Here is a 23,496-nt window from a genome sequence, read left to right on the forward strand (position 1 = left end):
ACTTATCCTCTGTGGATAAAGAAATTTTAACGAAAGTTACCGCGTCAGATGCGAACATTGGGGTGGAAAGATACGTCCTCGGCTCTCTGTGGATAAGCCCTGGTTAAAATTTTCTTAAGATAAAAATTTCTTTTCAACTCTCTCAAGGCGGGCAAGCGTTTAAGGGCGATCAACCTGAAACTGAAAGGGATATACCATGAAAACTAACGCACAGCGCTCAACTTTTACCGAAGCTGATTTGCTCGCCCCTACCGCCGACCTGCACGCCGGGGAGGCCACGGGCCTCTTTACCACTTCAATGGCACCTGCAGGCACCGATATGATGTGCGGTGACGGCACAGCTCTCTTCACCACCTCGATGGCACCCGAAGGCTGCGTCCTGGCAGGCGATGACACCGGCCTTTACACCACAAGCATGGTGTCCGGGCGCGACGCCTTGTCGGGCGAGGCGACCGGGCTTTTCACCACGAGCATGACGCCGTCTTGCTGACCTGACAAACGCGTGGACCGCGCAGGGGTACGCGTGGTCCATCCGATCAAGATCCGCAAGAACCGATAAAGAGATCCCCCATGTCCAATGTTGTTCCGATCGGTTTGCCACGCAGGCCGAATACCGCGCAGCGGCAAGCCGCTCTCATCAACAGCTTTGCCCGGCATCGACGGCAGCCTGAGGATGTCTTTTGGCTGAAGGAAAACGCCGAAGTGCTGAATGTGCTGGCGACCGGCGGGGCCGCGCTGCCGGCGCAAAGCCTCGATGTTTTCAAGGGGTTTTACGACGGTCTGGAACAGCGGTTGCGATTTTTCCCGCAATACTACCGGTTTTTGCTGTCGATTTGCCTTGATCTCGAAGACCTCGGCTATGAGGGCGAAAAGGGCCGGGCGCTGTGTCAATGGGTGGCGCAGGCCGACCTGCCGACCTCGGAATTGTCCGATCTGCAACGCGCCGAGGCGCAACGTCTGCTGGCGCGCCGGGGGTGCGGCAGGCTGGACGGGGATCTTGAACAGCGCCTGCGCCGTTTTATCGGCCATTCCGAAACCTTCGCGCTGCCCAACAAAAAAGCGGCCTATGAGCTGACCCACATCGTCTTTTATCTCTCTGAATACGGGAAACGTTCGCCCGGCCTGTCAGAAGCTGCGGTGGTCAGCCTCGAATTCGCGGGGCTTCTGGCCTATCTCGACCAAGACATTGATCTGCTTTCGGAAATCTGTGTCGCTTTGCGTTTTGCCGGAGAAACCCCAAGTGCTGTCTGGGAAGACTGGCTTTCGCGGGAGCTTGCCGGTTTCGTCCTGTCGGCGGCCCCCGATGGTCCTGCACCGGATGCCTATCACGAGTATTTGGTCACCAGCTGGTGGGCGGAGCTTGCCGGTCTGTCAGGGTTTCCTGGCATGCCGCAAACGGCAGGGGTGATGGTCACACGGCATGCTACACGCAAGGGGCCGTTGCGGGCGATCTCAGAGGTCCTGTATGGGCTCGGCCCGGGGCGGACCGGCGACTGGGATCAGATGCGCGCGATCTTCGAACGAACTCTGGCCGCAGAGCATCAGCAGATCCTTGAAGGGGCTGCCCGATCCTCCACCCGGTTTGATGCGTTCTTCGCGGGATTTTCGCGCGCGATGTGATGAATTTGTTATATTACAGGCGAGTAGAGGGCGTTCCTAACGTCACATCGAAAAGGACGTACCGCATCCGCAAGAGCTGGTCGCATTGGGGTTGTTGATGACAAACCGCGCGCCGATCAGTTCTTCGCTGAAGTCAATTATCGCATCCGCCAGAAACGGTAGGGAGACCGCGTCCACCACGACTTTCTGACCGGCACCTTCCAGCACGAGATCATCATCGCGGGGCTCGTCCAGCTCGATCTCATAGTGAAATCCGGAACATCCGCCCCCTTCAACGGCGACGCGCAGCGCCTTGCCTTCGCCGGAGGCACCGATCTCGGCCAGTCGTTCAAAAGCGCGTGGAGTAACTTTGGGAGGAAGTTGCATTGCCGTGCTCCGTCAAGCGGTTTCATTAACGCGATGCATGCAATATACGAAGTCGAAGGACAGGCGACAAGGACCCTCGGCAATGACAGTTTCTTTTGCCTCTGATCCGGCACAGGCCCGTGGACGGCGCATGCCCGAGGAAGAGAGTAGATTCCGGTCCTGTTTTCAACGGGATCGCGACCGGATCATCCATGCCAGCGCGTTCCGGCGGCTCAAGCACAAGACTCAGGTCTTTATCGAGCATGAGGGAGATTACTATCGCACCCGGCTGACCCATTCCATTGAGGTCGCCCAGGTCGCGCGCACGATTGCAGGTGCGTTGGGGCTGAACCCTGAACTGACGGAGGCGGTGGCTCTGGCGCATGATCTGGGCCACACCCCCTTTGGTCACACCGGCGAGGATGCGCTGTCGGCCATGATGGCCCCCTATGGGGGGTTCGATCACAATGCGCAGGCGATCCGCATCGTCACAAATCTGGAGCGGCATTATGCGGATTTCGACGGGCTCAACCTCACCTGGGAGACGCTGGAGGGGCTGGCCAAGCACAACGGCCCGGTGCTGGGCGAGGTGCCCTGGGCGCTGCGGGCCTATAATGACCAGCACGATCTGGAGTTGCACACCTTCGCCAGCGCCGAGGCGCAGGTGGCCGCGATCGCGGATGACGTGGCCTATAATCACCACGATCTGCATGACGGTCTGCGGGCCGAGCTGTTTTCGACGGACGAACTGGCGATGCTGCCCATTCTTGACAGGTGTTTTGCACAGGTGGATGCGCTCTATCCCGGGCTGAACTATTACCGTCGGCGGCATGAGGCGCTGCGGCGGTTTTTTGGCGTGCTGGTCGAGGATGTGATTACGCTGGCGCAGGGCCGTCTGGCCGCGCTGCAACCGCAGTCGGTGCATGACATCCGGGCTGCCGGTCACACCATCATCCGGTTTTCCGACGCGGTCTTTGCCGATCTCAAGGTGATCCGCGCGTTTCTCTTTGACCGGATGTACCGCGCGCCCAGCGTGATCGGGATGCGCGCAAAGGTCACCACGGTGGTCGAGGAGCTTTTCCCCTATTTCATGGCGCATCCCGATCAACTGCCCAAACAGTGGCGCAAGGACGTGGAAGAGACGCAATCCGAGACCGATCTGGCGCGGATCGTGTCCGACTACATTGCAGGCATGACGGACCGCTTTGCCCTGCAGGAACACGCCCGTCTGATTGCAAAGGATTCCGAGGCCTGAAGACGGGGCGTGCAGCGGTTGACCCGGCAAGCGGGCGTGATAAACCGCGCCCAAGCTCTCTGATGGGAAAACGCGATGAACCTTTTTGCCGATATCCGTGCGCATGTGCTGACGTGTCTGGACCAGATGGTCACTGCCGGGCAGTTGCCGCAAGGCCTGAGCATGACAAATGTGACGGTCGAGCCGCCGCGCGATGCCGCCCATGGCGACATGGCCACCAATGCGGCGATGGTGCTGGCCAAGCCCGCAGGCCAAAAGCCGCGGGATATCGCTGAAGCGCTGGCCGAAAAGCTGCGCGAGGACCCGCGGATCACCGAGGCGCAGGTGGCGGGCCCCGGCTTTCTGAACCTGCGGTTGGCCCCCGAGGCCTGGCGCGACGTGCTGGGGGCGGTTCTGGCACAGGGCACCGATTTTGGCCGCGCCAGTCTGGGGGCCGGGCAACGGGTGAATGTGGAATATGTCTCCGCCAACCCCACGGGACCCCTGCACGTGGGGCACACGCGGGGGGCGGTCTTTGGTGATGCGCTGGCCTCGCTGCTGGATTTTGCGGGTTTTGACGTCACGCGGGAATACTACATCAACGATGGCGGGGCGCAGGTCGATGTGCTGGCCCGGTCGGTCTATCTGCGGTATCTGGAAGCGCACGGTCAGGACGTGGCCTTTCCCGACGGCACATACCCCGGCGACTACCTCATCGCGGTGGGGCAACAGCTCAAGGAAAAAGTGGGCGATGCCTTCGTGGGCAAGGGAGAGCAGTTCTGGCTGGAAGAGGTCCGGGACTTCTCGACCGAGGCGATGATGGACCTGATCCGGGCCGATCTGAAGGCACTGGGCGTGGAAATGGATGTCTTTTACTCCGAGAAGTCGCTTTACGGGACGGGTCGGATCGAGGCGGCGATTGACGATCTCAAGGAAAAGGGTCTGATCTACGAAGGTGTGCTGGAGCCGCCCAAGGGCAAAAAGCCCGAGGATTGGGAGCCACGCGAGCAGACCCTGTTCAAATCGACCGAACATGGGGACGACGTGGATCGTCCGGTGATGAAATCGGATGGCTCCTGGACCTACTTCGCGCCCGATATCGCTTATCATTATGACAAGGTGAGCCGCGGGTTCGACGCGCTGATCGATGTGTTCGGCGCGGATCACGGCGGCTATGTCAAGCGGATGAAGGCGGCGGTCTCGGCGCTGTCCGAGGGAAAGGTGTCGCTGGACATCAAGCTGACGCAGTTGGTGAAGCTCTACAAGAACGGTGAGCCCTTCAAGATGTCCAAGCGGGCAGGGACCTTTGTCACCCTGCGCGATGTGGTCGACCAGGTCGGCCCGGATGTCACCCGCTTTGTGATGCTGACGCGCAAGAACGATGCGATGCTGGATTTTGATTTCGACAAGGTGATGGAGCAGAGCCGCGAGAACCCGGTGTTTTATGTGCAATATGCGCATGCGCGGGTGGCCTCGGTGCTGCGTCGGGCGCAGGAGGCGGGCGTGGCGGTGGATGACGCGACCCTCGCTGCCGCCGATCTGACGCTGATTGACCATGCCGCGGAGCTTGGCCTGATCGCCAAGCTGGCCGAATGGCCGCGCTTGGTGGAAACCGCCGCGCGCAGCAACGAGCCGCACCGGGTGGCCTTTTACCTCTACGAGCTGGCGGGCGTCTTTCATGCGCTGTGGAACAAGGGCAATGAGCTGCCTGATTTGCGGTTTGTGCAGGATGACCCAAAAGTCACACAAGCGAAAATCGCGCTTGCGCGCGCCACGAGCGTTGTAATTGCGTCCGGTCTTGGTATTCTTGGTGTCACACCGGCGCAGGAAATGCGATAGCAAAAAACGCAGCCCGCGCCCGAGCAGCAACTCTCTAGACAGACCCTGTGGGCAATGTACCCAAAGGGCAGTGAGGCACTGATGGCGGATGTGGAATTCTCCCATGGCATGGGGGCTTATGGGCGGCATGCCGATGGGCAGCCCCCTCAGAATGCGACACCTAACTCTTTGGTTACCCTGACGAATATCGCGGGCGCTGCGGTGTCGCTGGCACTGATCACAGGCGTGGCGGTCTGGGGATATAAACTGATGGTGCGCGATGTGAGCGGTATTCCGGTGGTTCGGGCCGCAGAGGGAGAGATGCGGGTGCGCCCCGAAGATCCCGGCGGGCAGCTGGCCCGGCACCAGGGGTTGGCGGTCAACGAGATTGCAGCCCAGGGGGTTGCCTCCGGTCCGGTCGACCGTGTCGTGCTGGCCCCCGCCGATGTGGCACTGTCTGAGGAAGATCAGCCGATTGTTGCCGCCGACGCCGCCCCTGTGGTGCCCCCCGCGCCGCTGGCACCGGCGGCAGCTTCCTTTGGGGAAACGCCGCAAGACCTCTCCGCCCGGCTACAGCAAGGGGCGATTGATGAGGTGGTCGCCGCGTTGACCGCAAATGTCACACCCCTTTCCGGCTCGGATGGTCCCAAGACGGTGCAGGCTCGCCCCTCAGCAGACCCCGCAGCGCCGCAACCGGCTGTCCTGACAACCACCGCAGCCCCCATAGATGCCCCCGGCGTGCGTGTCTCCGTCCGGCCTCAGTTGCGCCCCGCCAACGCGCCCGCTCTGGGGCAGCAGGCCTCTTATTCTGAACCAGCACCTGTGGCTGAGATTGACGCCGATGCGATCCCGGCCGGCACGCGTCTGGTGCAGCTTGGGGCGTTTGACACCGCAGAGGTGGCCCGCGCGGAATGGGCCCGCCTGCAGGCGCGCTTTGGCGATGTGCTGCAGGACAAGTCCCGCGTCGTGCAGCAGGCGCAATCGGGTGGACGGAACTTTTACCGGTTGCGGGCGATGGGGTTTTTGGACCTCAACGACACGCGCCGGTTCTGCTCTGCCTTCAAGGCCGAAGGGGTCGATTGTATTCCGGTTCAGGTCAAGTAACCCATGGCACGGTTCGGGGCGACAATCCTTGACGCGGACGGGCTGCGGCTCTCTGCCGAGGAAAAGTCGTTTTTTCGCGCCGCCAATCCTTATGGTTTTATCCTCTTTGCCCGCAACATAGACACAGAAGATCAGGTACGCGCGCTCTGTGCCGAGATGCGCGACTGCGTGGGGCGCGAGGCTCCCATCACCATCGATCAGGAAGGCGGTCGCGTGCAGCGCCTGCGCGCGCCGCTCTGGACCGAATGGCAGCCGCCGCTCGATTTCGTGGGGGCTGCCGGGGCGAAGGCCGAAGAGGCGATGTATCTGCGCTACCGCCTGATCGCGGCGGAACTGCATGCACTTGGCATCGACAGCAACTGCGCGCCGATGGTCGATGTTGCCGGGCCTCAGACCCATGATTTCCTGCGCAACCGCTGCTATGGCACGGCCCCCGATGCCGTGGCCCGGCTGGGCCGCGCGGCGGCAGACGGTTTGCTGGCGGGTGGCGTGATCCCGGTGCTCAAGCACATTCCCGGCCATGGCCGGGCGACACAGGACAGCCACTTTGATCTGCCCACCGTCGAAGCGTCGCACGGCGATCTCAGCGCCCATGATTTTGCCCCCTTCAAGGCCTTGAATGATCTGCCGATGGGGATGACGGCGCATCTGGTCTATGCCGCTCTCGACAGCAAGCCCGCGACCCTGTCGTCCAAGGTCATGACCCTGATCCGTGACGAGATCGGGTTCGACAATCTTATCATGACCGACGATATCTCGATGAAGGCGCTGCAAGGCTCGTTGACCCAGATCACCTGCGCCGCGCTTGCGGCGGGCTGCGATGTGATCCTGCACTGCAATGGCACGCTGGCGGCCCGGCAAGAGGTCGCTGAGGCCGCAGGCGAGATGTCCTTTGCGGCACAGACCCGCGCCCTGCGCGCCCTGAATGCCCGCACCCAACCGGACGATGTTGACATTCCCGCCGCGCGCGCCCAGCTTGAGACGCTGTTGAACGGGGCGTGAAAGTCGATATGGGGCATGGCTGAGATACCATTCGAAGAAGACACGATGTCCGTGGCCGACCGCATGGCGGCCGAAGCGCTGATCGTGGATGTGGACGGGTTCGAGGGGCCGCTTGATGTGCTTTTGACGCTCAGTCGTACGCAAAAGGTCGATCTGCGTAAAATTTCGGTGCTGGACCTGGCCAAACAATACCTCGCCTTTGTCGAACGGGCCAAGGCGCTGCGTCTGGAACTCGCCGCGGACTACCTGGTCATGGCCGCCTGGCTTGCGTTTTTGAAATCGCGCCTGCTGCTGCCGCCCGATCCGACCGAGGACGGCCCCAGCGGCGAGGAACTGGCCGCCCATCTGGCCTTTCAGCTCGAACGCCTGCAAGCCATGCGCGATGCCGCCGCCCGGCTGATGGGGCGCGACCGGCTGGGGCGGGATTTCTTTGCGCGCGGCCAGACCCATGAGGTGACCCGCACGCGCAAGATCCAGTACACCGCCACACTGCTGGACCTGATGCAGGGCTATGCCCGCATTCGCACCCGCGATGATTTCCGCCCCTTCGTCATGGACCGGGATGCGGTGTTCACGATGGAGCAGGCGCTTGAGCGTATGCGCGGCCTGATGGGATATGCGGGCGAGTGGACCGATATCGCCAGCTACCTGCCCGAAGGCTGGGAGCTGGACCCGGTGCGGCGGCGCTCTGCCACGGCAGCGACCTTTGCGGCCTCGCTTGAGCTTGTCAAAGAGGGTCATCTGGAGATACGGCAGTCCGAGACATTCGCGCCCATCCAGCTGCGCAAAAAGGACCGCCATTCGTGAGCGAAGACGAGACCAACAGCCCCTCCCCCGAGGCCGACAGCCTGTTTGAGGCGCCCCCTATGGGCGAGCAGGAACGCATGGTGGAGGCGATCCTCTTTGCCAGCGCCGAGCCGGTCAGCGTCAAGGAGCTGACCGAGCGCATGCCCCATGGCGCAGACCCCGCCGAGGCGCTGGTGCATCTGCGCAAACGCTACGAGGGGCGGGGGGTGAACCTGTGCCGGATCGGCGATGCCTGGGCGATGCGCACGGCCACGGACCTCGGCTTCCTGATGCAGCGCGAAACGGTCGAGACCCGCAAGCTGAGCCGGGCCGCCATCGAGACATTGGCCATCATCGCCTATCACCAGCCGGTCACCCGCGCCGAGATCGAGGAGATCCGCGGCGTCTCTGTCTCACGCGGCACTGTGGACCAGCTGCTGGAAATGGAGTGGATCCGCTTCGGGCGGCGCAAGATGACCCCCGGACGGCCCGTGACCTTTGTGGTGACCAGCGAATTCCTCGACCATTTCGGTCTCGAGAATGCCCGCGATCTGCCCGGGCTGAAGGAATTGCGGGCCGCCGGGCTGCTGGAAAACCGCCCGCCCCCCGGAGCGCTCGATCTGGTATCGGAAGAGAACGACGGCGACGCGGCGGTCGAAGGCCAGAGCGAACTTTTCGAAGATTAGAATTATCTTCCTGAAAAAGCGGGTTTTGCGTCTATATTGCACCCGGAGCAGGCAACATGAGGGCCAGGCGATGAACAGAATTATCTCTATGGTGCTGCGGCAGGTGATCCGACAGCTGGTCAATCGGGGCATCAACGCGGGCGTCGGGAATGCCTCGGCCAGGGCGGCGAACCGCGCCCCTCAAGACAAGGACGCCGCAGGGCGCCTCAAGCAAACGGCGAAGGTCACGCGGCGGATCAATCGCCTCTAGGCAAAGGCCGCGGGGTCGCCAACAGAGCGAACTGCGCCCCTCAGGGCATCTTGAAATGCTTGCTCAGCTTCAGGCCCTGGCCCTGATAATTCGACGCAATGCCCGCCCCGTAGAGCTGCGTGGGAGAGGCTGCCATCCGCTCATAGACCAGCCGCCCGACGATCTGGCCATGCTCCAGCACGAAGGGGGCTTCGTGACAGCGGACCTCGAGCACGCCGCGAGAGCCGGCGCCTCCCGCCGCGGCATGGCCGAAACCGGGATCAAAAAAGCCCGCGTAATGCACCCGAAACTCGCCCACCATGGCGAGGTAGGGGGCCATTTCCGCCGCATAGCCCGGCGGGATCGTCACCGCCTCGCGGCTCACCAGAATATAGAAGGCACCGGGATCGAGGATAATCTGGCCATTGCTTGAATGCACCTCTTCCCAGTAGTCGGCGGCGGCGTAGGTGCCGATCTGGTCAAGGTCGATGACACCGGTGTGGGGTTTGGCGCGGTAGCCGACAAGGGTCGTCTCCGGCAGGCGCAGATCAACGGAAAACCCCAGGCCCTCGTCGATCACGGCCGCGCCGTCGACCAGCGGGGTTTGCGCATGCAGCGCCTGCAATGCCGCATCATCCAGGATCGCCTGCCCGGCCCGAAACCTGATCTGGTTGAGCCGCATGCCCGGACGCACCAGAACGGAAAACGACCGCGGGCAGATTTCTGCGTAAAGCGGGCCGAAGTAGCCGGGCGCGACCCTGTCGAATTCTGTCCCCCCGTCGGTGATCGTACGGGTCAGCAGATCCAGCCGTCCGGTCGAGCTTTTGGCATTCGCGACCGCCTGAATGTCCGCCGGCAGGGCCAGCGATTCCATCAGCGGGACCACATAGACGCAACCCTTTTCCAGCACGGCACCCTCGCTCAGATCGACGCGGTGCATCTCGAACTCGCGCAGCCGGTCCATGACCCGTGCGCCCTGTCCGGCCAGAAACGAGGCGCGGACCCGGTAGGCGGTCGTGCCCAGCCGCAGATCAAGGCTCGCGGGCTGGACCTGGGCGGCGGCGATGGTGCGGGTGGCGGCGATCTGGTTCTCCGCGATCATCTGCTCAATGGATTGGTTTGGCAGCACACCGCTCATGATCCGGCTCCTTAAACAGCAAAGGCCCGTGCAGAAATCGCACAGGGCCTTTGTGTGTGGTGAAAAATGGTCGGGCTAGCAGGACTCGAACCTGCGACCTTCCGTCCCCCAGACGGACGCGCTACCAGGCTGCGCCATAGCCCGCCACACCGCGCTTCATACCCGATCTGGGCGTCGTGGCAAGAGAGAACTGTCACATCGCTAGTCTTTGCGAATTTCTTTGCGCGGACTGGCCATGCTGGCTCGCAAGCGCGTCAGCCGCGCGAGCAACGGCTTGATTTCATGGGCTTGCTCTGGCGTCAGGCGCTTGATCTTTGCCAGGGCCGAGAGGGCCGAGGGGTTGACCGAAATCTCTGTGGCGTCGGGCACCGGCGGGATGTCCACCACATTGGGTTTCGGGGGCTCTTGCGGGGCCGGGTCTGGCATCTCGACCGCCAAGGCGGGCTCATCGACAGGGTTCTGCCCGTCAGGGGCCGCCGCCGCGGCGCCGGTATCCTCCTGCTGCGGCGCGGCGTGCTCTTGCGGGGACAGCAGCGGGGCCTCTTCGGCAACCGGGGTTTCCGGTCGAGCCTCTGCCGGCGTTTCGTTTTCAGCGACCGGTGCCGCGTCGGCGGGCACCTCATGTTCAGGGTCAGGTGTACGGGGCCGCGCCCGAAAGCTCGGCATCGCGTCTGCCTCTTCGATCTCCGGCGGGTCTTCGGTGGCGGGGGTATCCTCCTGCACCTCAAGAGGGGCGGGGGTCGTAGCGGGTGCCTCGGAAGGTGGTTCAGCCGCCTCGAGAAGGTCGGGCTGACGTTCTGCCGTGTCGTCGCGGGGGGCCTCACCGGGTTCGTCACTCTCCGCGTGCAGGTCCTCGGACAGCTCTTCTTGCCCGGCGGGCAGGGGCGCGTGCAGATCGGATGTCGTGAGAACCTCCTCCGGCGTGTCTGGGGCAGGCAGGTCTGGCGCAGTGTCTTCAACTTCGGTGGTTTCTTCGACGGCGGAGACCTGCTCGACCGCATCTCCCTTACTGACAGGGGTCCCGGCATCCGGCTGTGCCACCTGGGGTGTCTCTTGTTTGGCGTCGTCGATATTGCCTTCGATGACCGCCATGGTGAGATCATCCAGCGGTTGCGACATATCCGATACAAACGCCACGCCGTTTTCACGCAGCAGTTTCTGCGCGCCTTTGATGGTCAGACCATCGTCATGCAACAGTTTTTTGATGCCCCCCAGAAGCAGCATGTCGGTCGGGCGGTAGTAGCGCCGCCCACCGGCCCGTTTGATCGGTTTGACCTGGGCAAATTTGCTTTCCCAGAACCGCAGCACGTGCGCCTGCACGCCCAACCAGTCGGCGACTTCCGAGATGGTGCGGAAAGCATCGGGAGATTTGGACATCAGTTCAGGACTTGTTGCCGTCGGCCACGCGGTCTTTCATCAGGTGAGACGGGCGAAACGTCAGCACGCGGCGCGGGTTGATAGGCACTTCTTCCCCGGTCTTTGGATTGCGCCCAACGCGGGCGGATTTGTCCCGGACGGAAAAAGTCCCGAAGGAGGAAATCTTGACCTGCTCGCCGCGCACAAGGGCGTCTGACAGATGCTCAAGTACGGATTCGACAAGTTGTGCACTTTCGTTGCGGGAGAGCCCCACTTCACGAAATACGGCTTCGCTGAGATCCATTCGTGTCAACGTCTTGTCTGTCATGTCCATCCCCTTATTTTTCAACGACAATAAGGCGAGCGGTTTTTCCGAGTCAATATCAATGGCTTGGCGCAGGGGCTTTGAGCGGAAATAACCTGCGTTACCAGCGCAGAACCACCGCGCCCCAGGCCAATCCGCCGCCAATGGCCTCTGTCACGAGCAGATCGCCCTCTTTGATCTGCCCGCGGGCATGTCCAACCGAGAGGGCGAGGGGAATCGATGCCGCTGAGGTATTGCCATGGTCCTGGACCGTCACAACCACATTTTCCATCGGCAGACCCAGCTTTTTGGCAGTACCCTGGATGATCCTTATATTGGCCTGATGCGGCACCACCCAATCGACATCCTTGGCCGTTACCCCGGCGCGCTCAAGGGCGGTGGTCGCGGTGGCGGCCAGTTTTTCAACCGCATGGCGAAAGACCTGGTTGCCCTGCATCCTCAGGTAACCAGTGGTGCCCGTCGAGACGCCCCCGTCGACATAGAGCAGATCCTTGTGGCGCCCGTCGGAGTTGAGATCGGTCGAGAGGATGCCGCGGTCGTCCGAGGTGCCGTGGCCCTCCTGCGCTTCGAGCAGCACCGCGCCCGCACCATCGCCAAAGAGCACGCAGGTCGACCGGTCCGTCCAGTCCATGATGCGGCTGAAGGTTTCCGCCCCGATCACCATCACCCGTTTGGCCTGGCCCGACAGGATCATCGCGTTGGCATTGCTCAGGGCAAAAACAAACCCCGCACAGACCGCCTGGACGTCAAAAGCAAAGCCGTGCGTCATGCCAAGCTCTGCCTGCACCATCGTGGCGGCAGAGGGAAAGGTCAGATCGGCGGTTGAGGTGGCGACAATGATGGCGTCGAGGTCGTCGACCGCAAGACCGGCCTGCGTCAGGGCCGCCTGCGCGGCGGCGGTCGCCATGTAGGAGGTCGTCTCGCCCTCGGCGGCGAAATGACGGCGTTCAATGCCGGAGCGGGCGCGGATCCATTCGTCATTGGTATCAAGCGTCTTTTCGAACTCTGCGTTCGGCACCACCCGTTCGGGCAGATAGTGGCCCACCCCTTTTACCACGGCGCGCAGGGTCATTGGGTCGTCTCCTCTGCGGGCAGGGCGGCCACGCGCGCGGCCAGCTTGTCGGTGAACTGGATCTGCGCCAGTTGTGCTGCAAGCCGGATGGCGGAGGTTACACCGGTTGCATCCGCTGCACCATGGGATTTCACCACCGTGCCATTGAGGCCCAGAAATACGCCACCATTGACCCGGCGCGGATCGATCTTCTTTTTCAGGCGGCGCAGCGACGGGTAGGCCAACAGCGACGCCAGCCGCGACAGCGGTGTGAACTTGAAGGCCTCGCGCAGGCGCGCGCCCACCAGATTGGCGGTGCCTTCGCCGGTCTTGATGGCCACATTGCCGGTAAAACCGTCGGTCACGATGACATCGCAGATGTTGCCCGAGATATCACCGCCTTCGACAAAGCCCACAAACTCAAACCCGCCGCCTTCCTGCTGGTCGCGGATCAGCTCAAAGGCTTCTTTGAGCTCGACCCTTCCCTTGTGCTCCTCGGTCCCGACATTGAGCAGACCCACCCGGGGCGTGGGCAGATCCAGCCCATTGCGCGCGTAGGACATCCCCATCAGGGCAAAGCGCAGCAGATCGTCGGCGTCGGCTTTCACATCCGCGCCCACATCCAGCAGAACGTTGAACCCTTGCTGGTTGGAGGAGGGATAGAGCACCGCGATGGCGGGCCGGTTCACGCCGGGCAGCTTGCGCAGGCGGATCATCGAGAGCGCCATCAGCGCGCCGGTATTGCCGCAGGACACCGCAACCGACGCGCTGCCGTCGCGCACGGCTTCGATGGCCGACCACATGGAGGTGCCTTTGCCGTTGCGCACGACCTGGCTTGGTTTGTCGTCCATGGTGACAACGTCTGAGGTGCCGCGAATCTCGCACCGTCCGGCCAAGGCCTTGCGCCGCGCGACAAGGCTGGAAAGCTCCGCCTCGGGGCCATGCAGGATAAAGGAGATGTCGGGGTTTTTCCGCGCAGAGACATCACAGCCCGCGATCACGGTGGCGGGGCCTTCGTCCCCCCCCATCGCATCTACCGAAATCACGATGCGCTCGGCCTCTGTCGTTGCGTGATCGGTCTGTGCCGTCATAAAGCGACTGCCCCCAAACCCTGCTGCCCTTATTGTTTAGGCAAAGGTTTAGGCTGCGTCGTCTTCCAGATCAATCTCTTCTGTCAGTGCCACGACTTCTTTATCGTCGTAGTGACCACAGGCGGCACAGACATGGTGGGGGCGTTTCAGCTCGCCACAGTTGGTGCATTCGTTCGGGTTCGCGGCAACCAGCGCGTCATGCGCGCGACGATTGTTGCGGCGCGATTTGGAGACTTTGTTCTGTTGAACAGCCATTGTCTTGGGCCTTTTGTCGTTCGGGGCCCTGCGCAGCACGTCCTAGCCTGCGGGCCGAGTTTCATAAATCTTGTCCCAATACCGGGTGTGACGTGCGTTTAGGCCGATGCCACCGCTTTGTCCAACCCTATTTGGATGAGCCGCGCAAAATACTGTGATTGCGGTTTTGTGCAACCCCTTTTTCGCAGCCTTCGCGGCCCTGGACAGCGGGTTGTTGCGCTATCCGGTCGCCGGGGCGGGGGGGTCAGTCCGTGTCGCTGGTGTCGTCCTTGCCCGCCAGTTGGTCTTTCAGCGCGGCGAGCCCCGCAAAGGGGCGCGCATCCTCGTCGCGCATGGGGGTCACGCCGGGTTCGGTCACCACCAGACTGCCCAGTTCCGCCCCCGGCGCGCGCGGATAGAGCGGCAGATGCAGGGCCAGTGCTTCGATCATGATCTCACCGGGGTCAATCCAGGCGGTCAGCGGCTCTACCGTGTCATCCTCGGGCATTTCCGCTTCCGGGGCGTCGATCTCGGTAAAGTCGCGCAGAAAGAGCCTGCGGACCGGCACATCGATTCGCGTGGTCACGGGGTCAAGCGTCACGGCGCAGGGCTGGATCACCGTGGCCCCGAGCGTGCCGGTCAACAGCCAGTCCGCGGCACCCTGCGCGGTTATGGTGCCTTCAAAGGACAGTTTGCGCAGGCCCGACAGGTTCAATTCGGCCGCGATCCGGGTCAGCGTTTCCAGCGCGGGCCGGATATGAAAGGGGGTGTCAGCGTTCTGCGCCAGGCTGGCCACGCGCAAAGCGGTCGGGGTGGGCGGCGTTTGCTTCATTCTGAGCACTTTCGTTTCTTGAACCATGCCGCATGCATGGTGTAAGCGAGATAGAAGCCAGGACGCACAAGGGCAAGAGGGCACGAGAATGAGCAGCAAGACACCGGCCAGTAGGGGCAGACCCAAAGCTGCACGGCTTTTTTGTGTTGGCGCGTTGGTCCTTGCACTCAGCGCCTGTAGCGGCACCTACCGCAATCATGGATATGTTCCGCCGCAGGAGGATCTGGAACAGATCGTCGTCGGCATCGATACCCGCTCCAGCGTGGAAGAGACGCTGGGCACAGCGGGGTCCACCTCGGTTCTGGAAGATGACGCTCTCTACTTCGTGCGCAGTCGCATCCGGACCTTTGGAATGTTCCAGCCCGAGGTCGTGGACCGCAACGTGGTCGCGGTCAGCTTTGATGACGATGGTATCGTCGCCAATGTGGAGACCTTCGGGTTGGAGCGGGGGCAGGTGATCCAGCTGACCCGGCGGGTGACCGATTCCAGTGTTGCGAATAAAACCTTCCTGCGGCAGTTGCTGGGGAATATCGGACAATTCGGGCCGGCGAACTTTGGCAGCTAGGCGACCCTGCGCCCCGCTCAGACCCCGCGCCCGGCGCGGCGGCCGTATGCGGGCCAGAGGTTCGGTTGATGCAGCGGATTGAAAAAGGACGATATGTGGCATTCGTTGCGCAGTCAGACGCGCAGATCGCCGCCGCGCAGGCGCTTCGCGCACTGACATTCGGGGGGGGCGTCAAGGGCGACAAGGACCGGTTTGACGGGCATTGCCTGCATTTTCTGATCGAAGATCGTGAAAACCGCAGCCTGGTGTGCTGCTTTCGGGTGCTGACGTTCGGGGGCCCGGACGTTGTCGAAAGCTATTCAGCCCAGCATTATGACCTTTCGGCATTGGCGGTTTTCAAGGGACCGATGGCCGAGATAGGTCGGTTTTGTGTTGATCCCAGCCGCCGCGATCCTGACATCCTGCGGTTGGCCTGGGCTGTGATGACAGATTATGTCGACCGGCGCGGTGTGCAGCTGCTTTTTGGATGTTCGTCCTTCGACGGCACGGAAACGGCCCCCTACCAAGACGCCTTTGCCGTGCTCAGCGCGCGCCATACGGCCCCGGCCCGCTGGTGTCCGGGGATCAAATCGCCCGAAGTTTTCCTCTTTGACCGCGGCGGGACGCAGCCCTGTGACCTCAAGAAAGCCAACAAATCCCTGCCGCCCTTGCTGCGGAGTTACCTGTCGATGGGGGCCTGGGTCAGCGATCATGCGGTGGTGGACCGGGCCCTGAACACGCTGCATGTCTTTACCGCCCTTGAGGTGACGACGATCCAGCCTGCGCGCAAGCGCCTGCTGCGGGCGCTCCTGCAACCTGCCTCCGGGGGCTCAGGATCGGATATTTCAGGGCCAAATGCTTTGGGACATTGACGCCACGGCGCAGGCGGCATAGCTGCGCGGTATGGCCCGCGTTCCGCTTTTGCAACTCAATGATATTTCGCTGACCTTTGGCGGCGATCCCGTGCTTGACGGGCTCAGCCTTGTGGTCCAGCCCGGTGACCGGGTAGCACTGGTGGGGCGCAACGGATCGGGTAAATCCACCCTGATGAAGGTGATGGCGGGGCTCGTTGAGCCGGACCGGGGCGATGTCATTCCCGGCCCCGGCATCTCGGTCGGCTATATGGAGCAGGACCCCGACCTGACCGGCTTTGCCACTTTGGGGGATTTTGCCGCCCATGCGCTTGACCCTGCAGAGATGTACAAGGTCGAACGGGCCGGCGCAGGGCTGAAATTCGACCCCGCGCGCCCGGTGGAAACCGCCAGCGGTGGCGAGAGGCGGCGCGCGGCCCTGGCGCGCCTGATGGCGGATGAGCCGGATCTGATGTTGCTGGATGAGCCGACCAACCATCTCGACATCGAAGCCATTGCCTGGCTCGAGGGTGAACTCAGGCAAAGCCGCAAGGGCTATGTCATCATCAGCCACGACCGCGCCTTTCTGCGCGCGCTCACACGGGCCACGCTGTGGATCGACCGCGGTGTCGTGCGGCGGCGCGAACAGGGGTTTGAGACCTTCGAGGCCTGGCGCGACACGGTCTGGGAGGAGGAAGACACCCAGCGCCACAAGCTCAACCGCAAGATCAAGGCCGAGGCCCGCTGGGCGGTCGAGGGCATCTCGGCCCGGCGCAAGCGCAATCAGGGCCGGGTGCGCGCCTTGCAGGAGCTGCGCGCCGAACGCTCTGCCCAGATCAAGCGGCAGGGCACCGCGGCCATGGCGCTGGAGGCCGGGCCCAAATCGGGCCGCAAGGTCATCGAGGCGCAGCAGATCACCAAGGCTTACGGCGACAAGACCATTCTGCGCCCGTTTTCGCTGACCGTGCAGCGCGGCGACCGCATCGCTTTTGTCGGTCCGAACGGCGTGGGCAAGACGACATTGCTGAATATGCTGATCGGGCAGGACAGCCCCGATACCGGCACGGTGACCCTTGGCACCAACCTTGAGATTGCGCTCTTCGATCAGGCCCGCGATCAGCTTGACGGTGACATGAGCCTCTGGGACAGCCTGACCGGGGACCCGGAGATGCGCGTCTCCGGCAAGGCCGATCAGGTCATGGTGCGCGGGGTGCCCAAGCATGTGGTGGGCTATCTCAAGGAGTTCCTCTTTGACGAGGCGCAGGCACGCGCGCCGATACGCTCGCTCTCGGGGGGCGAAAAGGCCCGGCTGCTGCTGGCCAGGATCATGGCGCGGCCCAGCAACCTGCTGGTGCTCGACGAGCCCACCAATGATCTGGATGTCGAAACACTCGACCTGTTGCAGGAGCTCTTGGAAACCTATGACGGCACCGTGCTGCTGGTCAGCCACGACCGCGATTTCCTTGATCGGGTGGCCGCGACCACCATCGCCATGGAAGGAGACGGGCGCGCCACGGTCTATGCCGGCGGGTGGAGCGATTATCTGCGCCAGCGCGGACAGGATGATTTTGCAGGCTCCGTCGCACCGGCCAAAAAGACCGCCGCCCCGGAGAAGCCGAAAGCCGCGTCCAAACCGGGGCTGAGCTTTACCGAAAAGCACCGGTTGGACTCCCTGCCCGCCGAGATCGCACGGCTGGAGGCGGAGATCGGCAAGCTCGAAGACCTGCTGGGCGACCCCGCGCTCTTTACCGACAACCCCGTCAAGTTCCAGAAGGCCACCGATGCGCTGGTTGAACGGCACGAAAAGCTTGCAGCGGCGGAAGAGGAATGGCTGCTGCTGGAAGAGAAAGCGGAAAGCTAGACCTGCGGCGTCAGCGCCGTCTGAAGGGTGTATCCGCCCCGCAACGCCGCAACCAGCGGGGCAGGGGTCAGCACGGTGACCTCCATGCCTTTCGGTCTGATGCGGGCCGCACCGTAGCCCTCGGGCGCAAAGGGCCAGAGCGCGTCGTGACAGATCAGCGCGGGCGCACCGTGCTCGTCCAGCACAAAGGCCCCGTCGGGCAGATCGTCGATCTGTGCTCGCATGCGCCGCTGCCGCAGGGGCCGTGTCTGCACCCGGTGGAGATGAAGGTCGGCGTCAAAGAGTTTGATACTGCTGGTGATTTCTGCGGCGATGCGAAAGCGGTTGTAGTCCGCACGCCGACACTCGCCACAGGGTCGGTGACCGGCGGCAAAGGCGACGGCCTCATCGAGAAAGAACAGTTCGGTATAGCGGTGCGGGGTCATCAGGCGGCGCTTGCGGCCCTTGAAGGACAGAACGCAAGTGACCCAGGCCTTGTGCCGCCAGCGGGCGCGGCCCAGCGTTTGCGTGTCGTCATGCAGAATGCCGCGATTGCCCATGAACCGCCCGCGCGCGGGGTGGGTGATGATCTCTCCTGTGGGCTGGACGCGGTTCTGCAGCGGCATCAGCGCATCCGCAGCGCGCCGTCGATGCGGATCACCTCCCCGTTCAGATAGCCGGCCTCGACGATGAACCCGGCCAGCCTTGCAAATTCCGCCGGATCGCCCAGACGCGGCGGGCAGGGCACGTCGGCGGCCAGTTGCGCCTGCACCTCTTCGCCCAGGCCCGCCAGCATCGGCGTCATGAAGATCCCCGGCGCGATGGTCATCACGCGGATGCCATGGCGCGCCAGATCCCGTGCCATGGGCAGGCAGAGCCCGACCACACCGCCCTTGGAGGCGGCGTAGGCCGTCTGGCCGCGCTGCCCGTCATAGGCGGCAATCGAGGCGGTATTGATGAGAACGCCGCGCGCCCCATCGGGGCCGGGCGGGTTGGTCTGCATGACCGCGGCGGCCAGACGGCAGAGGTTAAAGGTGCCGATGAGGTTAATGTCGATGGTGCGCTGAAACGCTTCCAGCGGATGCGGCCCGTCGCGGCCCACGGTGCTGATCCCGAGGGCAATCCCGGCGCAGTTCACGGCGGCGGAAATCCGGCCCATTTTCTGCTGTGCCGTGGTCAGCGCGGCCTGAACGGAGGCTTCGCAGGTCACATCTGTTTCAACGAAATGCGCCCCGATCTCTGTCGCCACTGCCGCGCCGCGCGCCGCATCGCGGTCAAGCAATGTGACCTCTGCGCCGCTGGCCGCGAAAAACCGGGCCGTAGCCTCGCCGAGGCCGGAGGCGGCCCCTGTGATCACGGCGGCTGTTTCTGATAGCTTCATCTGCTGCACTCATCTCGTTTTGCGGGGCAGAGAAACACTTTACCCCACGCCTGTCGAGCCGCTTTGCATGAGCTTGCGGTCCATCGATGCGAGGGGGCGCAGCATTCGCGTCATCGGAGGCCACCAGATCCAGGTGCCCCCGAGACGGCGGGCCCGCGCCCCGGTGCCCAGTTTGAAGCGTGCGATCCCCGGGGCGTCTTCGGTGTCAATCAGACCCAGATCCAGCACAGAGCCGCCTTTCCGTTTGAGCCAGCGCATGGCCTCCCACAACAGAAGTGTCTGCGCAGAGGTCTCACGGCCCAGTGGCGTGGCGTGGCCGATATGATAGGTCGCGCCCGGACCATGCCGCAGGATCAGGATCGCAGCCACCGCATGGCCCCCCTGGAATGCGGTGAAGAGTTTGGCCGCACCGGGATTTCTGGCCGCGTAGGCCCGCGTCAGTGCCACCGGCCAGCTTCTGTAGCCGCGGGATTGCTGGCGCTGCAGGTCCGCGTGCAGAAGCCAGTGCGCCGGGTCATCCGGCATGTTCTGGCGTGTCACGCGCAGGTCCTGTCCGCGCGCGTGGCGCAGCCTGTTGCGCCATTTTTGATGCAGCCGGGCTTCGAGCCTGTCCTCCTCCAATGTCAGGTCAAGCTCCGCCACGACGGCAGGGCCAACAAGCGGCAGCGCGCCGACGCTTTCCAGGGCAGCGGGATGATCCGGCGAAAAGATCACCGGGCCCCGGTATCCGGTCTGTTTGAGATCCGCGCAGGTCTGCTTAGGGACCGGCATGATTGCTCGGGGCAGCATTGTCACTCTCAATCCGGCCCAGGCGCGCCGCAGCGTCAGGGCCCCGCAAGGCAGGCGTCCGGGTTCCTGGCCGACAGCTTTGAGGGTCCGGGCAAACTCCGGGCTTTGCTGGAGCGATGGGGCGGGGGCATCCGGTATCGCATCATACATGCCGTGATTAACGGTATGGAAACCTAAAACATGGTTAAAAAGGGAATGAAAAAGGCCAACTCTGTCCTGGGTGTGACCGCCCCGTCGCCGCGTCTTACCAAAACGGCCGCCTTTCTGGTGGCGGCCGCGCTGTCTATCCCCGTGTTTCTCGTGCTGACGCTGGTTGAGCTGATCTGGCTTTAGCTCAGCTGCACCAGCGCGTGCCGCTTCTTGCCCGCGCTGAGCTTGAGTGGCTCGGCAAAGTCATTTGGCTCAAACTGAGTGGTAATGTCTGTGATTACTGTATCGTTTATTCGTGCGCCCTGTTCCGCGAACAGGCGTTTAGCCTCTTTGCCAGACTTGACGAGCCCTGCACGTAAGAAAAGTGAGTGCGCTGCAATTCGTCTCGTTCTAGGCGTGTTAGGGTCGCTTGGGTCCGAGTCGAGGGGAGTCTCCTCAGAGAAGTCATTTAATGAAAGAGTTACGGTCGGCAGATCCTCCCCGATGCCGCCTTTCTCAAAAACGTCGCGGGCGGTGGCTTCGGCCGCCTGGGCGGCCTCGGCCCCGTGCAGGAGCGTTGTGACCTCATTTGCCAAGCGGATCTTGGCCGCGTTGATCTCGGATCCCGCCAGCGCGCCAAGCCGGTCACATTCCGCCACGGGCAAGTCGGTAAAGAGCTTGAGAAACCGGCCGACGTCCGGGTCCGCCACATTGCGCCACCACTGCCAGAAGTCGTAGGGCGACATCATGTCTTCATTGAGCCAGACCGCCCCTTCGGCTGATTTGCCCATCTTCTTGCCATCCGCGCGGGTCACCAGCGGTGTCGTCAGACCATAAGCATCCGCCTGATCGACCCGCCGGATCAAATCGGCGCCCGAGACGATATTGCCCCACTGATCCGAGCCCCCCATCTGCAGGCTGCACCCAAAGCGCCGGTTCAGCTCCAAAAAGTCATAGGACTGCAAAAGCATGTAGTTGAATTCGATAAACGAAAGCGGCTGTTCCCGGTCGAGCCGGGATTTGACGCTCTCAAACGCAAGCAGGCGGTTGATGGTAAAATGCTGGCCGATATCGCGCAGGAAATCGATGTATTTCAACTGGTCCAGCCACTCGGCATTGTTGACCAGCGGCGAATCCAGCGGCCCGTCACCATAAGAAATGTAGCGCGAGAAAACCTTGCGGATGCCGCCTGCATTCTCGTTGATCTGCGCCACCGTCAGGATTTTGCGCATCTCATCCTTGCCCGACGGATCACCCACCTTTGTCGTGCCGCCGCCCATCAGGGTGATCGGCCGATGCCCGGTCTTTTGCAGCCATCGCAGCAGCATGATCTGAACGAGGTTCCCGATATGCAGGCTGGTCGCTGTCAGGTCGAAACCGATGTAGCCCGTGACAACCCCGGAGATCAGCTTTTCGTCCAGCTCCTGCAGATTTGTGCAATCCGCGATAAAGCCGCGGGTGCTCAATTCATGCAGAAACTCGGATTTGGGATGGTAGGTCATGGGTCTTGCTCTCAGGCTGGCATTCTGCGCACTCTATAGGCGCAGAGCAGGCAAAGGAAAAGGCTTTGGCAAGGGCCATCTCAAAAACGGGCAGCCTCACCGCCTTGGGCGCGATGAGCGGCACCTCGCTGGACGGGGTGGATGCGGCCGTCGTCGTGACCGACGGTCACCGGATCGAAGGGTTTGGCCCGACGTTCTACCGGCCCTATGAACCCTCCGAACAGCAGGTGCTGGCGCGGGCGCTGGGTCAGTGGCGCGGGCAGGCGGTCGATGCCGCCACGGATGTGGTGGAGCAGGCGCATCTGGCGGCCCTTGAAGACTTCGAAGACGTTGATCTGGTGGGCTTTCATGGCCAGACTCTGGCCCATGCCCCGCGGACGCAAGGCACCTTGCAGGTGGGCGATGGCGCATGGCTTGCCACCGCGCTGGACCTGCCGGTGGTTTGGGATTTCCGCAGTGCGGATGTGGAGCTTGGCGGCGAGGGCGCACCCCTCGCGCCCTTCTTTCATTTCGCCTGCGCCCACTACATCGGGGCCTCCGCGCCGCTTGCCTTTCTGAACCTCGGCGGCGTGGGCAACCTGACCTATGTGGATCCTTCCTTTTCGCGCCCCGAGATGGCCGGCGCGCTGCTGGCCTTTGATACGGGGCCGGCGAATGCGCCGATCAACGATCTGCTGCGCGCGCGCCTTGATCTGCCCTACGACAAAGACGGTCGCATCGCGCGGCAGGGCCGGGTCGAACAGGGCGCGCTTGAGCTGTTTCTGGCAGAACCCTACTTTGCACGCATGCCGCCGAAGTCACTGGATAGAAACGATTTTTCCGAGATGATCGCGCTGGTAAGCGAGCTGAAGGATGCCGATGCGGCCGCCACGCTGACGGGTATGTCGGCGGCCGGTGTTCTGGAGGGGCTGCGCCACTGCCCGTCGCCCCCGGTGCAGATGCTGGTGACGGGGGGCGGGCGGCGTAACCCGGTGTTGATGGAGATGCTGTCGGTCGCGCTGGATTGTCCGGTGAAACCTGTCGAAGAGGTCGGCCTCGACGGGGATATGCTCGAGGCGCAGGCCTTTGCCTATCTGGCGGTTCGGGTGGCGCGGGGCTTGCCCACATCCTGCCCCGGCACCACCGGGGTGCGCGCCGCCGTGGGCGGCGGGACGGTCAGCTATCCCGCCGTGGCACAGCAGGTGGCCCATTAGTGTCGGGGAATGTCAAACCCCGGCGGCGCAAGCGTGAACCCGTCAAAGCTGAAGCCGGGGGAGACCGTGCAGCTGACCAGCGTATACCCTCCGGTGCTGCGCGCCGCCTGCCAATGGTCTTTGGGCACAATGATCTGTGGCCGTGAAACAGTCAGATCGGGCCCCAGCAGATGATCCTGCGCCGGGCCACGCTCTGACGCGCTGAGCGACAGCATCAGCGGGGCCCCCGCGTGATAAAGCCAGATTTCCGTCGCATCGACCCGGTGCCAATGGCTCCGTTCCCCCACGGCCAGCAGAAAATAGATACAGGTCCCGCTGGGTCTGCCGTCATTCTCCGCGACCCAGGTCTGGCGATAATGCCCGCCTTCGGGGTGGGGGCTGAGACGGAGGGTTTCGATGATCTCTTGTGCTGTCAT

At 63.0% G+C, this 23,496-nt stretch carries 27 protein-coding genes and 1 tRNA gene; 14 read left to right on the top strand and 14 right to left on the bottom strand.

Annotated elements, in window-relative coordinates; genetic code table 11:
• Positions 1 to 196 precede the first annotated feature (196 nt).
• Together H7847_RS10280 and H7847_RS10285 are read left to right on the top strand one after the other, a co-directional pair.
• Complete coding sequence (locus H7847_RS10280) at positions 197 to 490, top strand: DUF6749 family protein (protein ID WP_227269395.1); 294 nt, start codon at positions 197 to 199, stop codon at positions 488 to 490.
• An 80-nt stretch (positions 491 to 570) separates the two neighbouring features.
• Positions 571 to 1,620: a DUF6902 family protein gene (locus tag H7847_RS10285; RefSeq protein ID WP_227269396.1), complete on the top strand. Its 1,050-nt coding sequence runs from the start codon at positions 571 to 573 to the stop codon at positions 1,618 to 1,620.
• A gap of 42 nt (positions 1,621 to 1,662) precedes the next feature.
• On the opposite strand, the gene H7847_RS10290 is transcribed toward H7847_RS10285, so the two are convergent.
• The gene (locus tag H7847_RS10290; RefSeq protein WP_227269397.1) at positions 1,663 to 1,986 is read right to left on the bottom strand and encodes a HesB/IscA family protein; all 324 of its coding nucleotides are present in this window, start codon (positions 1,984 to 1,986) and stop codon (positions 1,663 to 1,665) included.
• An 82-nt stretch (positions 1,987 to 2,068) separates the two neighbouring features.
• On the opposite strand from H7847_RS10290, the gene H7847_RS10295 reads away from it, so the two are divergent.
• From H7847_RS10295 to H7847_RS10325, 7 genes are all read left to right on the top strand, one after another.
• On the top strand, positions 2,069 to 3,220 hold the full coding sequence (locus tag H7847_RS10295; protein WP_227269398.1) for a deoxyguanosinetriphosphate triphosphohydrolase: 1,152 nt from the start codon (positions 2,069 to 2,071) through the stop codon (positions 3,218 to 3,220).
• Positions 3,221 to 3,295: 75 nt separating this feature from the next.
• Complete coding sequence (argS, locus tag H7847_RS10300; RefSeq protein ID WP_227269399.1) at positions 3,296 to 5,038, top strand: arginine--tRNA ligase; 1,743 nt, start codon at positions 3,296 to 3,298, stop codon at positions 5,036 to 5,038.
• Positions 5,039 to 5,119: 81 nt separating this feature from the next.
• On the top strand, positions 5,120 to 6,121 hold the full coding sequence (locus tag H7847_RS10305) for an SPOR domain-containing protein (protein ID WP_227269400.1): 1,002 nt from the start codon (positions 5,120 to 5,122) through the stop codon (positions 6,119 to 6,121).
• 3 nt (positions 6,122 to 6,124) lie between these two features.
• On the top strand, positions 6,125 to 7,123 hold the full coding sequence (nagZ, locus tag H7847_RS10310; protein WP_227269401.1) for a beta-N-acetylhexosaminidase: 999 nt from the start codon (positions 6,125 to 6,127) through the stop codon (positions 7,121 to 7,123).
• Between the two features lie 15 nt (positions 7,124 to 7,138).
• Entirely contained in the window at positions 7,139 to 7,930 is a 792-nt protein-coding gene (locus tag H7847_RS10315; RefSeq protein WP_227269402.1) for a segregation and condensation protein A, read from the top strand.
• A gap of 59 nt (positions 7,931 to 7,989) precedes the next feature.
• Positions 7,990 to 8,595: an SMC-Scp complex subunit ScpB gene (scpB, locus tag H7847_RS10320; RefSeq protein WP_227269483.1), complete on the top strand. Its 606-nt coding sequence runs from the start codon at positions 7,990 to 7,992 to the stop codon at positions 8,593 to 8,595.
• Positions 8,596 to 8,665: 70 nt separating this feature from the next.
• Complete coding sequence (locus tag H7847_RS10325) at positions 8,666 to 8,845, top strand: hypothetical protein (protein ID WP_227269403.1); 180 nt, start codon at positions 8,666 to 8,668, stop codon at positions 8,843 to 8,845.
• A 40-nt stretch (positions 8,846 to 8,885) separates the two neighbouring features.
• Here the strand turns inward: H7847_RS10325 and H7847_RS10330 are convergent, their stop codons facing one another.
• The 8 genes from H7847_RS10330 to H7847_RS10365 form a co-directional block, all read right to left on the bottom strand.
• Positions 8,886 to 9,962, bottom strand: coding sequence for a 2'-deoxycytidine 5'-triphosphate deaminase (locus tag H7847_RS10330; RefSeq protein ID WP_227269404.1), 1,077 nt, complete (start codon positions 9,960 to 9,962; stop codon positions 8,886 to 8,888).
• A gap of 67 nt (positions 9,963 to 10,029) precedes the next feature.
• Positions 10,030 to 10,106, bottom strand: a tRNA-Pro gene (locus H7847_RS10335).
• Positions 10,107 to 10,163: 57 nt separating this feature from the next.
• Complete coding sequence (locus tag H7847_RS10340) at positions 10,164 to 11,339, bottom strand: MerR family transcriptional regulator (protein WP_227269405.1); 1,176 nt, start codon at positions 11,337 to 11,339, stop codon at positions 10,164 to 10,166.
• A gap of 4 nt (positions 11,340 to 11,343) precedes the next feature.
• Positions 11,344 to 11,646 (bottom strand): integration host factor subunit alpha, encoded by a 303-nt coding sequence (gene ihfA, locus H7847_RS10345; protein WP_227269406.1) that lies wholly within the window; start codon positions 11,644 to 11,646, stop codon positions 11,344 to 11,346.
• A gap of 97 nt (positions 11,647 to 11,743) precedes the next feature.
• Positions 11,744 to 12,715 (bottom strand): beta-ketoacyl-ACP synthase III, encoded by a 972-nt coding sequence (locus H7847_RS10350; RefSeq protein ID WP_227269407.1) that lies wholly within the window; start codon positions 12,713 to 12,715, stop codon positions 11,744 to 11,746.
• The gene (gene plsX / locus H7847_RS10355) at positions 12,712 to 13,785 is read right to left on the bottom strand and encodes a phosphate acyltransferase PlsX (RefSeq protein ID WP_227269408.1); all 1,074 of its coding nucleotides are present in this window, start codon (positions 13,783 to 13,785) and stop codon (positions 12,712 to 12,714) included. The genes H7847_RS10350 and plsX overlap by 4 nt, the downstream gene beginning before the upstream one ends.
• A gap of 48 nt (positions 13,786 to 13,833) precedes the next feature.
• A complete protein-coding gene (gene rpmF, locus H7847_RS10360) occupies positions 13,834 to 14,040 on the bottom strand; it encodes a 50S ribosomal protein L32 (RefSeq protein ID WP_159979744.1) in 207 nt (68 codons plus the stop codon).
• Between the two features lie 244 nt (positions 14,041 to 14,284).
• Positions 14,285 to 14,851 (bottom strand): YceD family protein, encoded by a 567-nt coding sequence (locus tag H7847_RS10365; RefSeq protein ID WP_227269409.1) that lies wholly within the window; start codon positions 14,849 to 14,851, stop codon positions 14,285 to 14,287.
• An 88-nt stretch (positions 14,852 to 14,939) separates the two neighbouring features.
• Between H7847_RS10365 and H7847_RS10370 the strand changes: the two genes are divergently transcribed.
• From H7847_RS10370 to H7847_RS10380, 3 genes are all read left to right on the top strand, one after another.
• Positions 14,940 to 15,416: an outer membrane protein assembly factor BamE gene (locus H7847_RS10370; protein ID WP_227269410.1), complete on the top strand. Its 477-nt coding sequence runs from the start codon at positions 14,940 to 14,942 to the stop codon at positions 15,414 to 15,416.
• A gap of 68 nt (positions 15,417 to 15,484) precedes the next feature.
• On the top strand, positions 15,485 to 16,267 hold the full coding sequence (locus H7847_RS10375) for a GNAT family N-acetyltransferase (RefSeq protein WP_227269411.1): 783 nt from the start codon (positions 15,485 to 15,487) through the stop codon (positions 16,265 to 16,267).
• A gap of 31 nt (positions 16,268 to 16,298) precedes the next feature.
• On the top strand, positions 16,299 to 18,107 hold the full coding sequence (locus H7847_RS10380) for an ABC-F family ATP-binding cassette domain-containing protein (RefSeq protein WP_227269412.1): 1,809 nt from the start codon (positions 16,299 to 16,301) through the stop codon (positions 18,105 to 18,107).
• On the opposite strand, the gene H7847_RS10385 is transcribed toward H7847_RS10380, so the two are convergent.
• The 3 genes from H7847_RS10385 to H7847_RS10395 are packed head-to-tail and all read right to left on the bottom strand — an operon-like array spanning position 18,104 to position 20,406.
• Positions 18,104 to 18,712: a hypothetical protein gene (locus H7847_RS10385; RefSeq protein WP_227269413.1), complete on the bottom strand. Its 609-nt coding sequence runs from the start codon at positions 18,710 to 18,712 to the stop codon at positions 18,104 to 18,106. The genes H7847_RS10380 and H7847_RS10385 overlap by 4 nt on opposite strands.
• Complete coding sequence (locus H7847_RS10390) at positions 18,712 to 19,467, bottom strand: SDR family NAD(P)-dependent oxidoreductase (RefSeq protein WP_227269414.1); 756 nt, start codon at positions 19,465 to 19,467, stop codon at positions 18,712 to 18,714. Before H7847_RS10390 ends, H7847_RS10385 begins: the two co-directional genes overlap by 1 nt.
• A gap of 39 nt (positions 19,468 to 19,506) precedes the next feature.
• The gene (locus H7847_RS10395; protein WP_227269415.1) at positions 19,507 to 20,406 is read right to left on the bottom strand and encodes a GNAT family N-acetyltransferase; all 900 of its coding nucleotides are present in this window, start codon (positions 20,404 to 20,406) and stop codon (positions 19,507 to 19,509) included.
• 30 nt (positions 20,407 to 20,436) lie between these two features.
• On the opposite strand from H7847_RS10395, the gene H7847_RS10400 reads away from it, so the two are divergent.
• Positions 20,437 to 20,589 (top strand): hypothetical protein, encoded by a 153-nt coding sequence (locus tag H7847_RS10400; RefSeq protein ID WP_227269416.1) that lies wholly within the window; start codon positions 20,437 to 20,439, stop codon positions 20,587 to 20,589.
• On the opposite strand, the gene tyrS is transcribed toward H7847_RS10400, so the two are convergent.
• Positions 20,586 to 21,887, bottom strand: a complete 1,302-nt coding sequence (tyrS, locus tag H7847_RS10405; protein ID WP_227269417.1) for a tyrosine--tRNA ligase — start codon at positions 21,885 to 21,887, stop codon at positions 20,586 to 20,588. The genes H7847_RS10400 and tyrS overlap by 4 nt on opposite strands.
• A gap of 65 nt (positions 21,888 to 21,952) precedes the next feature.
• On the opposite strand from tyrS, the gene H7847_RS10410 reads away from it, so the two are divergent.
• Positions 21,953 to 23,080, top strand: a complete 1,128-nt coding sequence (locus H7847_RS10410) for an anhydro-N-acetylmuramic acid kinase (RefSeq protein ID WP_227269418.1) — start codon at positions 21,953 to 21,955, stop codon at positions 23,078 to 23,080.
• Here H7847_RS10410 and H7847_RS10415 read toward each other — a convergent pair.
• On the bottom strand, positions 23,077 to 23,496 hold the full coding sequence (locus tag H7847_RS10415; protein ID WP_227269419.1) for a cupin domain-containing protein: 420 nt from the start codon (positions 23,494 to 23,496) through the stop codon (positions 23,077 to 23,079). The two genes, H7847_RS10410 and H7847_RS10415, sit on opposite strands and share 4 nt — an antisense overlap.

Source organism: Roseobacter weihaiensis, from assembly GCF_020622345.1.
In the GTDB taxonomy this organism is placed as follows: domain Bacteria; phylum Pseudomonadota; class Alphaproteobacteria; order Rhodobacterales; family Rhodobacteraceae; genus Roseobacter; species Roseobacter weihaiensis.

Coding starts and splice junctions, on each gene's coding strand:
- H7847_RS10400 (WP_227269416.1), top strand. CDS start 20,437: ATGGTTAAAAAGGGAATGAAAAAGGCCAACTCTGTCCTGGGTGTGACC.
- H7847_RS10380 (WP_227269412.1), top strand. CDS start 16,299: ATGGCCCGCGTTCCGCTTTTGCAACTCAATGATATTTCGCTGACCTTT.
- H7847_RS10390 (WP_227269414.1), bottom strand. CDS start 19,467: ATGAAGCTATCAGAAACAGCCGCCGTGATCACAGGGGCCGCCTCCGGC.
- H7847_RS10305 (WP_227269400.1), top strand. CDS start 5,120: ATGGCGGATGTGGAATTCTCCCATGGCATGGGGGCTTATGGGCGGCAT.
- H7847_RS10375 (WP_227269411.1), top strand. CDS start 15,485: ATGCAGCGGATTGAAAAAGGACGATATGTGGCATTCGTTGCGCAGTCA.
- H7847_RS10330 (WP_227269404.1), bottom strand. CDS start 9,962: ATGAGCGGTGTGCTGCCAAACCAATCCATTGAGCAGATGATCGCGGAG.
- tyrS (WP_227269417.1), bottom strand. CDS start 21,887: ATGACCTACCATCCCAAATCCGAGTTTCTGCATGAATTGAGCACCCGC.
- rpmF (WP_159979744.1), bottom strand. CDS start 14,040: ATGGCTGTTCAACAGAACAAAGTCTCCAAATCGCGCCGCAACAATCGT.
- plsX (WP_227269408.1), bottom strand. CDS start 13,785: ATGACGGCACAGACCGATCACGCAACGACAGAGGCCGAGCGCATCGTG.
- H7847_RS10290 (WP_227269397.1), bottom strand. CDS start 1,986: ATGCAACTTCCTCCCAAAGTTACTCCACGCGCTTTTGAACGACTGGCC.
- H7847_RS10295 (WP_227269398.1), top strand. CDS start 2,069: ATGACAGTTTCTTTTGCCTCTGATCCGGCACAGGCCCGTGGACGGCGC.
- H7847_RS10370 (WP_227269410.1), top strand. CDS start 14,940: ATGAGCAGCAAGACACCGGCCAGTAGGGGCAGACCCAAAGCTGCACGG.
- H7847_RS10385 (WP_227269413.1), bottom strand. CDS start 18,712: ATGCCGCTGCAGAACCGCGTCCAGCCCACAGGAGAGATCATCACCCAC.
- H7847_RS10325 (WP_227269403.1), top strand. CDS start 8,666: ATGAACAGAATTATCTCTATGGTGCTGCGGCAGGTGATCCGACAGCTG.
- H7847_RS10285 (WP_227269396.1), top strand. CDS start 571: ATGTCCAATGTTGTTCCGATCGGTTTGCCACGCAGGCCGAATACCGCG.
- H7847_RS10365 (WP_227269409.1), bottom strand. CDS start 14,851: ATGAAGCAAACGCCGCCCACCCCGACCGCTTTGCGCGTGGCCAGCCTG.
- H7847_RS10350 (WP_227269407.1), bottom strand. CDS start 12,715: ATGACCCTGCGCGCCGTGGTAAAAGGGGTGGGCCACTATCTGCCCGAA.
- H7847_RS10280 (WP_227269395.1), top strand. CDS start 197: ATGAAAACTAACGCACAGCGCTCAACTTTTACCGAAGCTGATTTGCTC.
- ihfA (WP_227269406.1), bottom strand. CDS start 11,646: ATGACAGACAAGACGTTGACACGAATGGATCTCAGCGAAGCCGTATTT.
- H7847_RS10315 (WP_227269402.1), top strand. CDS start 7,139: ATGGCTGAGATACCATTCGAAGAAGACACGATGTCCGTGGCCGACCGC.
- scpB (WP_227269483.1), top strand. CDS start 7,990: ATGGGCGAGCAGGAACGCATGGTGGAGGCGATCCTCTTTGCCAGCGCC.
- H7847_RS10395 (WP_227269415.1), bottom strand. CDS start 20,406: ATGTATGATGCGATACCGGATGCCCCCGCCCCATCGCTCCAGCAAAGC.
- argS (WP_227269399.1), top strand. CDS start 3,296: ATGAACCTTTTTGCCGATATCCGTGCGCATGTGCTGACGTGTCTGGAC.
- H7847_RS10415 (WP_227269419.1), bottom strand. CDS start 23,496: ATGACAGCACAAGAGATCATCGAAACCCTCCGTCTCAGCCCCCACCCC.
- H7847_RS10340 (WP_227269405.1), bottom strand. CDS start 11,339: ATGTCCAAATCTCCCGATGCTTTCCGCACCATCTCGGAAGTCGCCGAC.
- nagZ (WP_227269401.1), top strand. CDS start 6,125: ATGGCACGGTTCGGGGCGACAATCCTTGACGCGGACGGGCTGCGGCTC.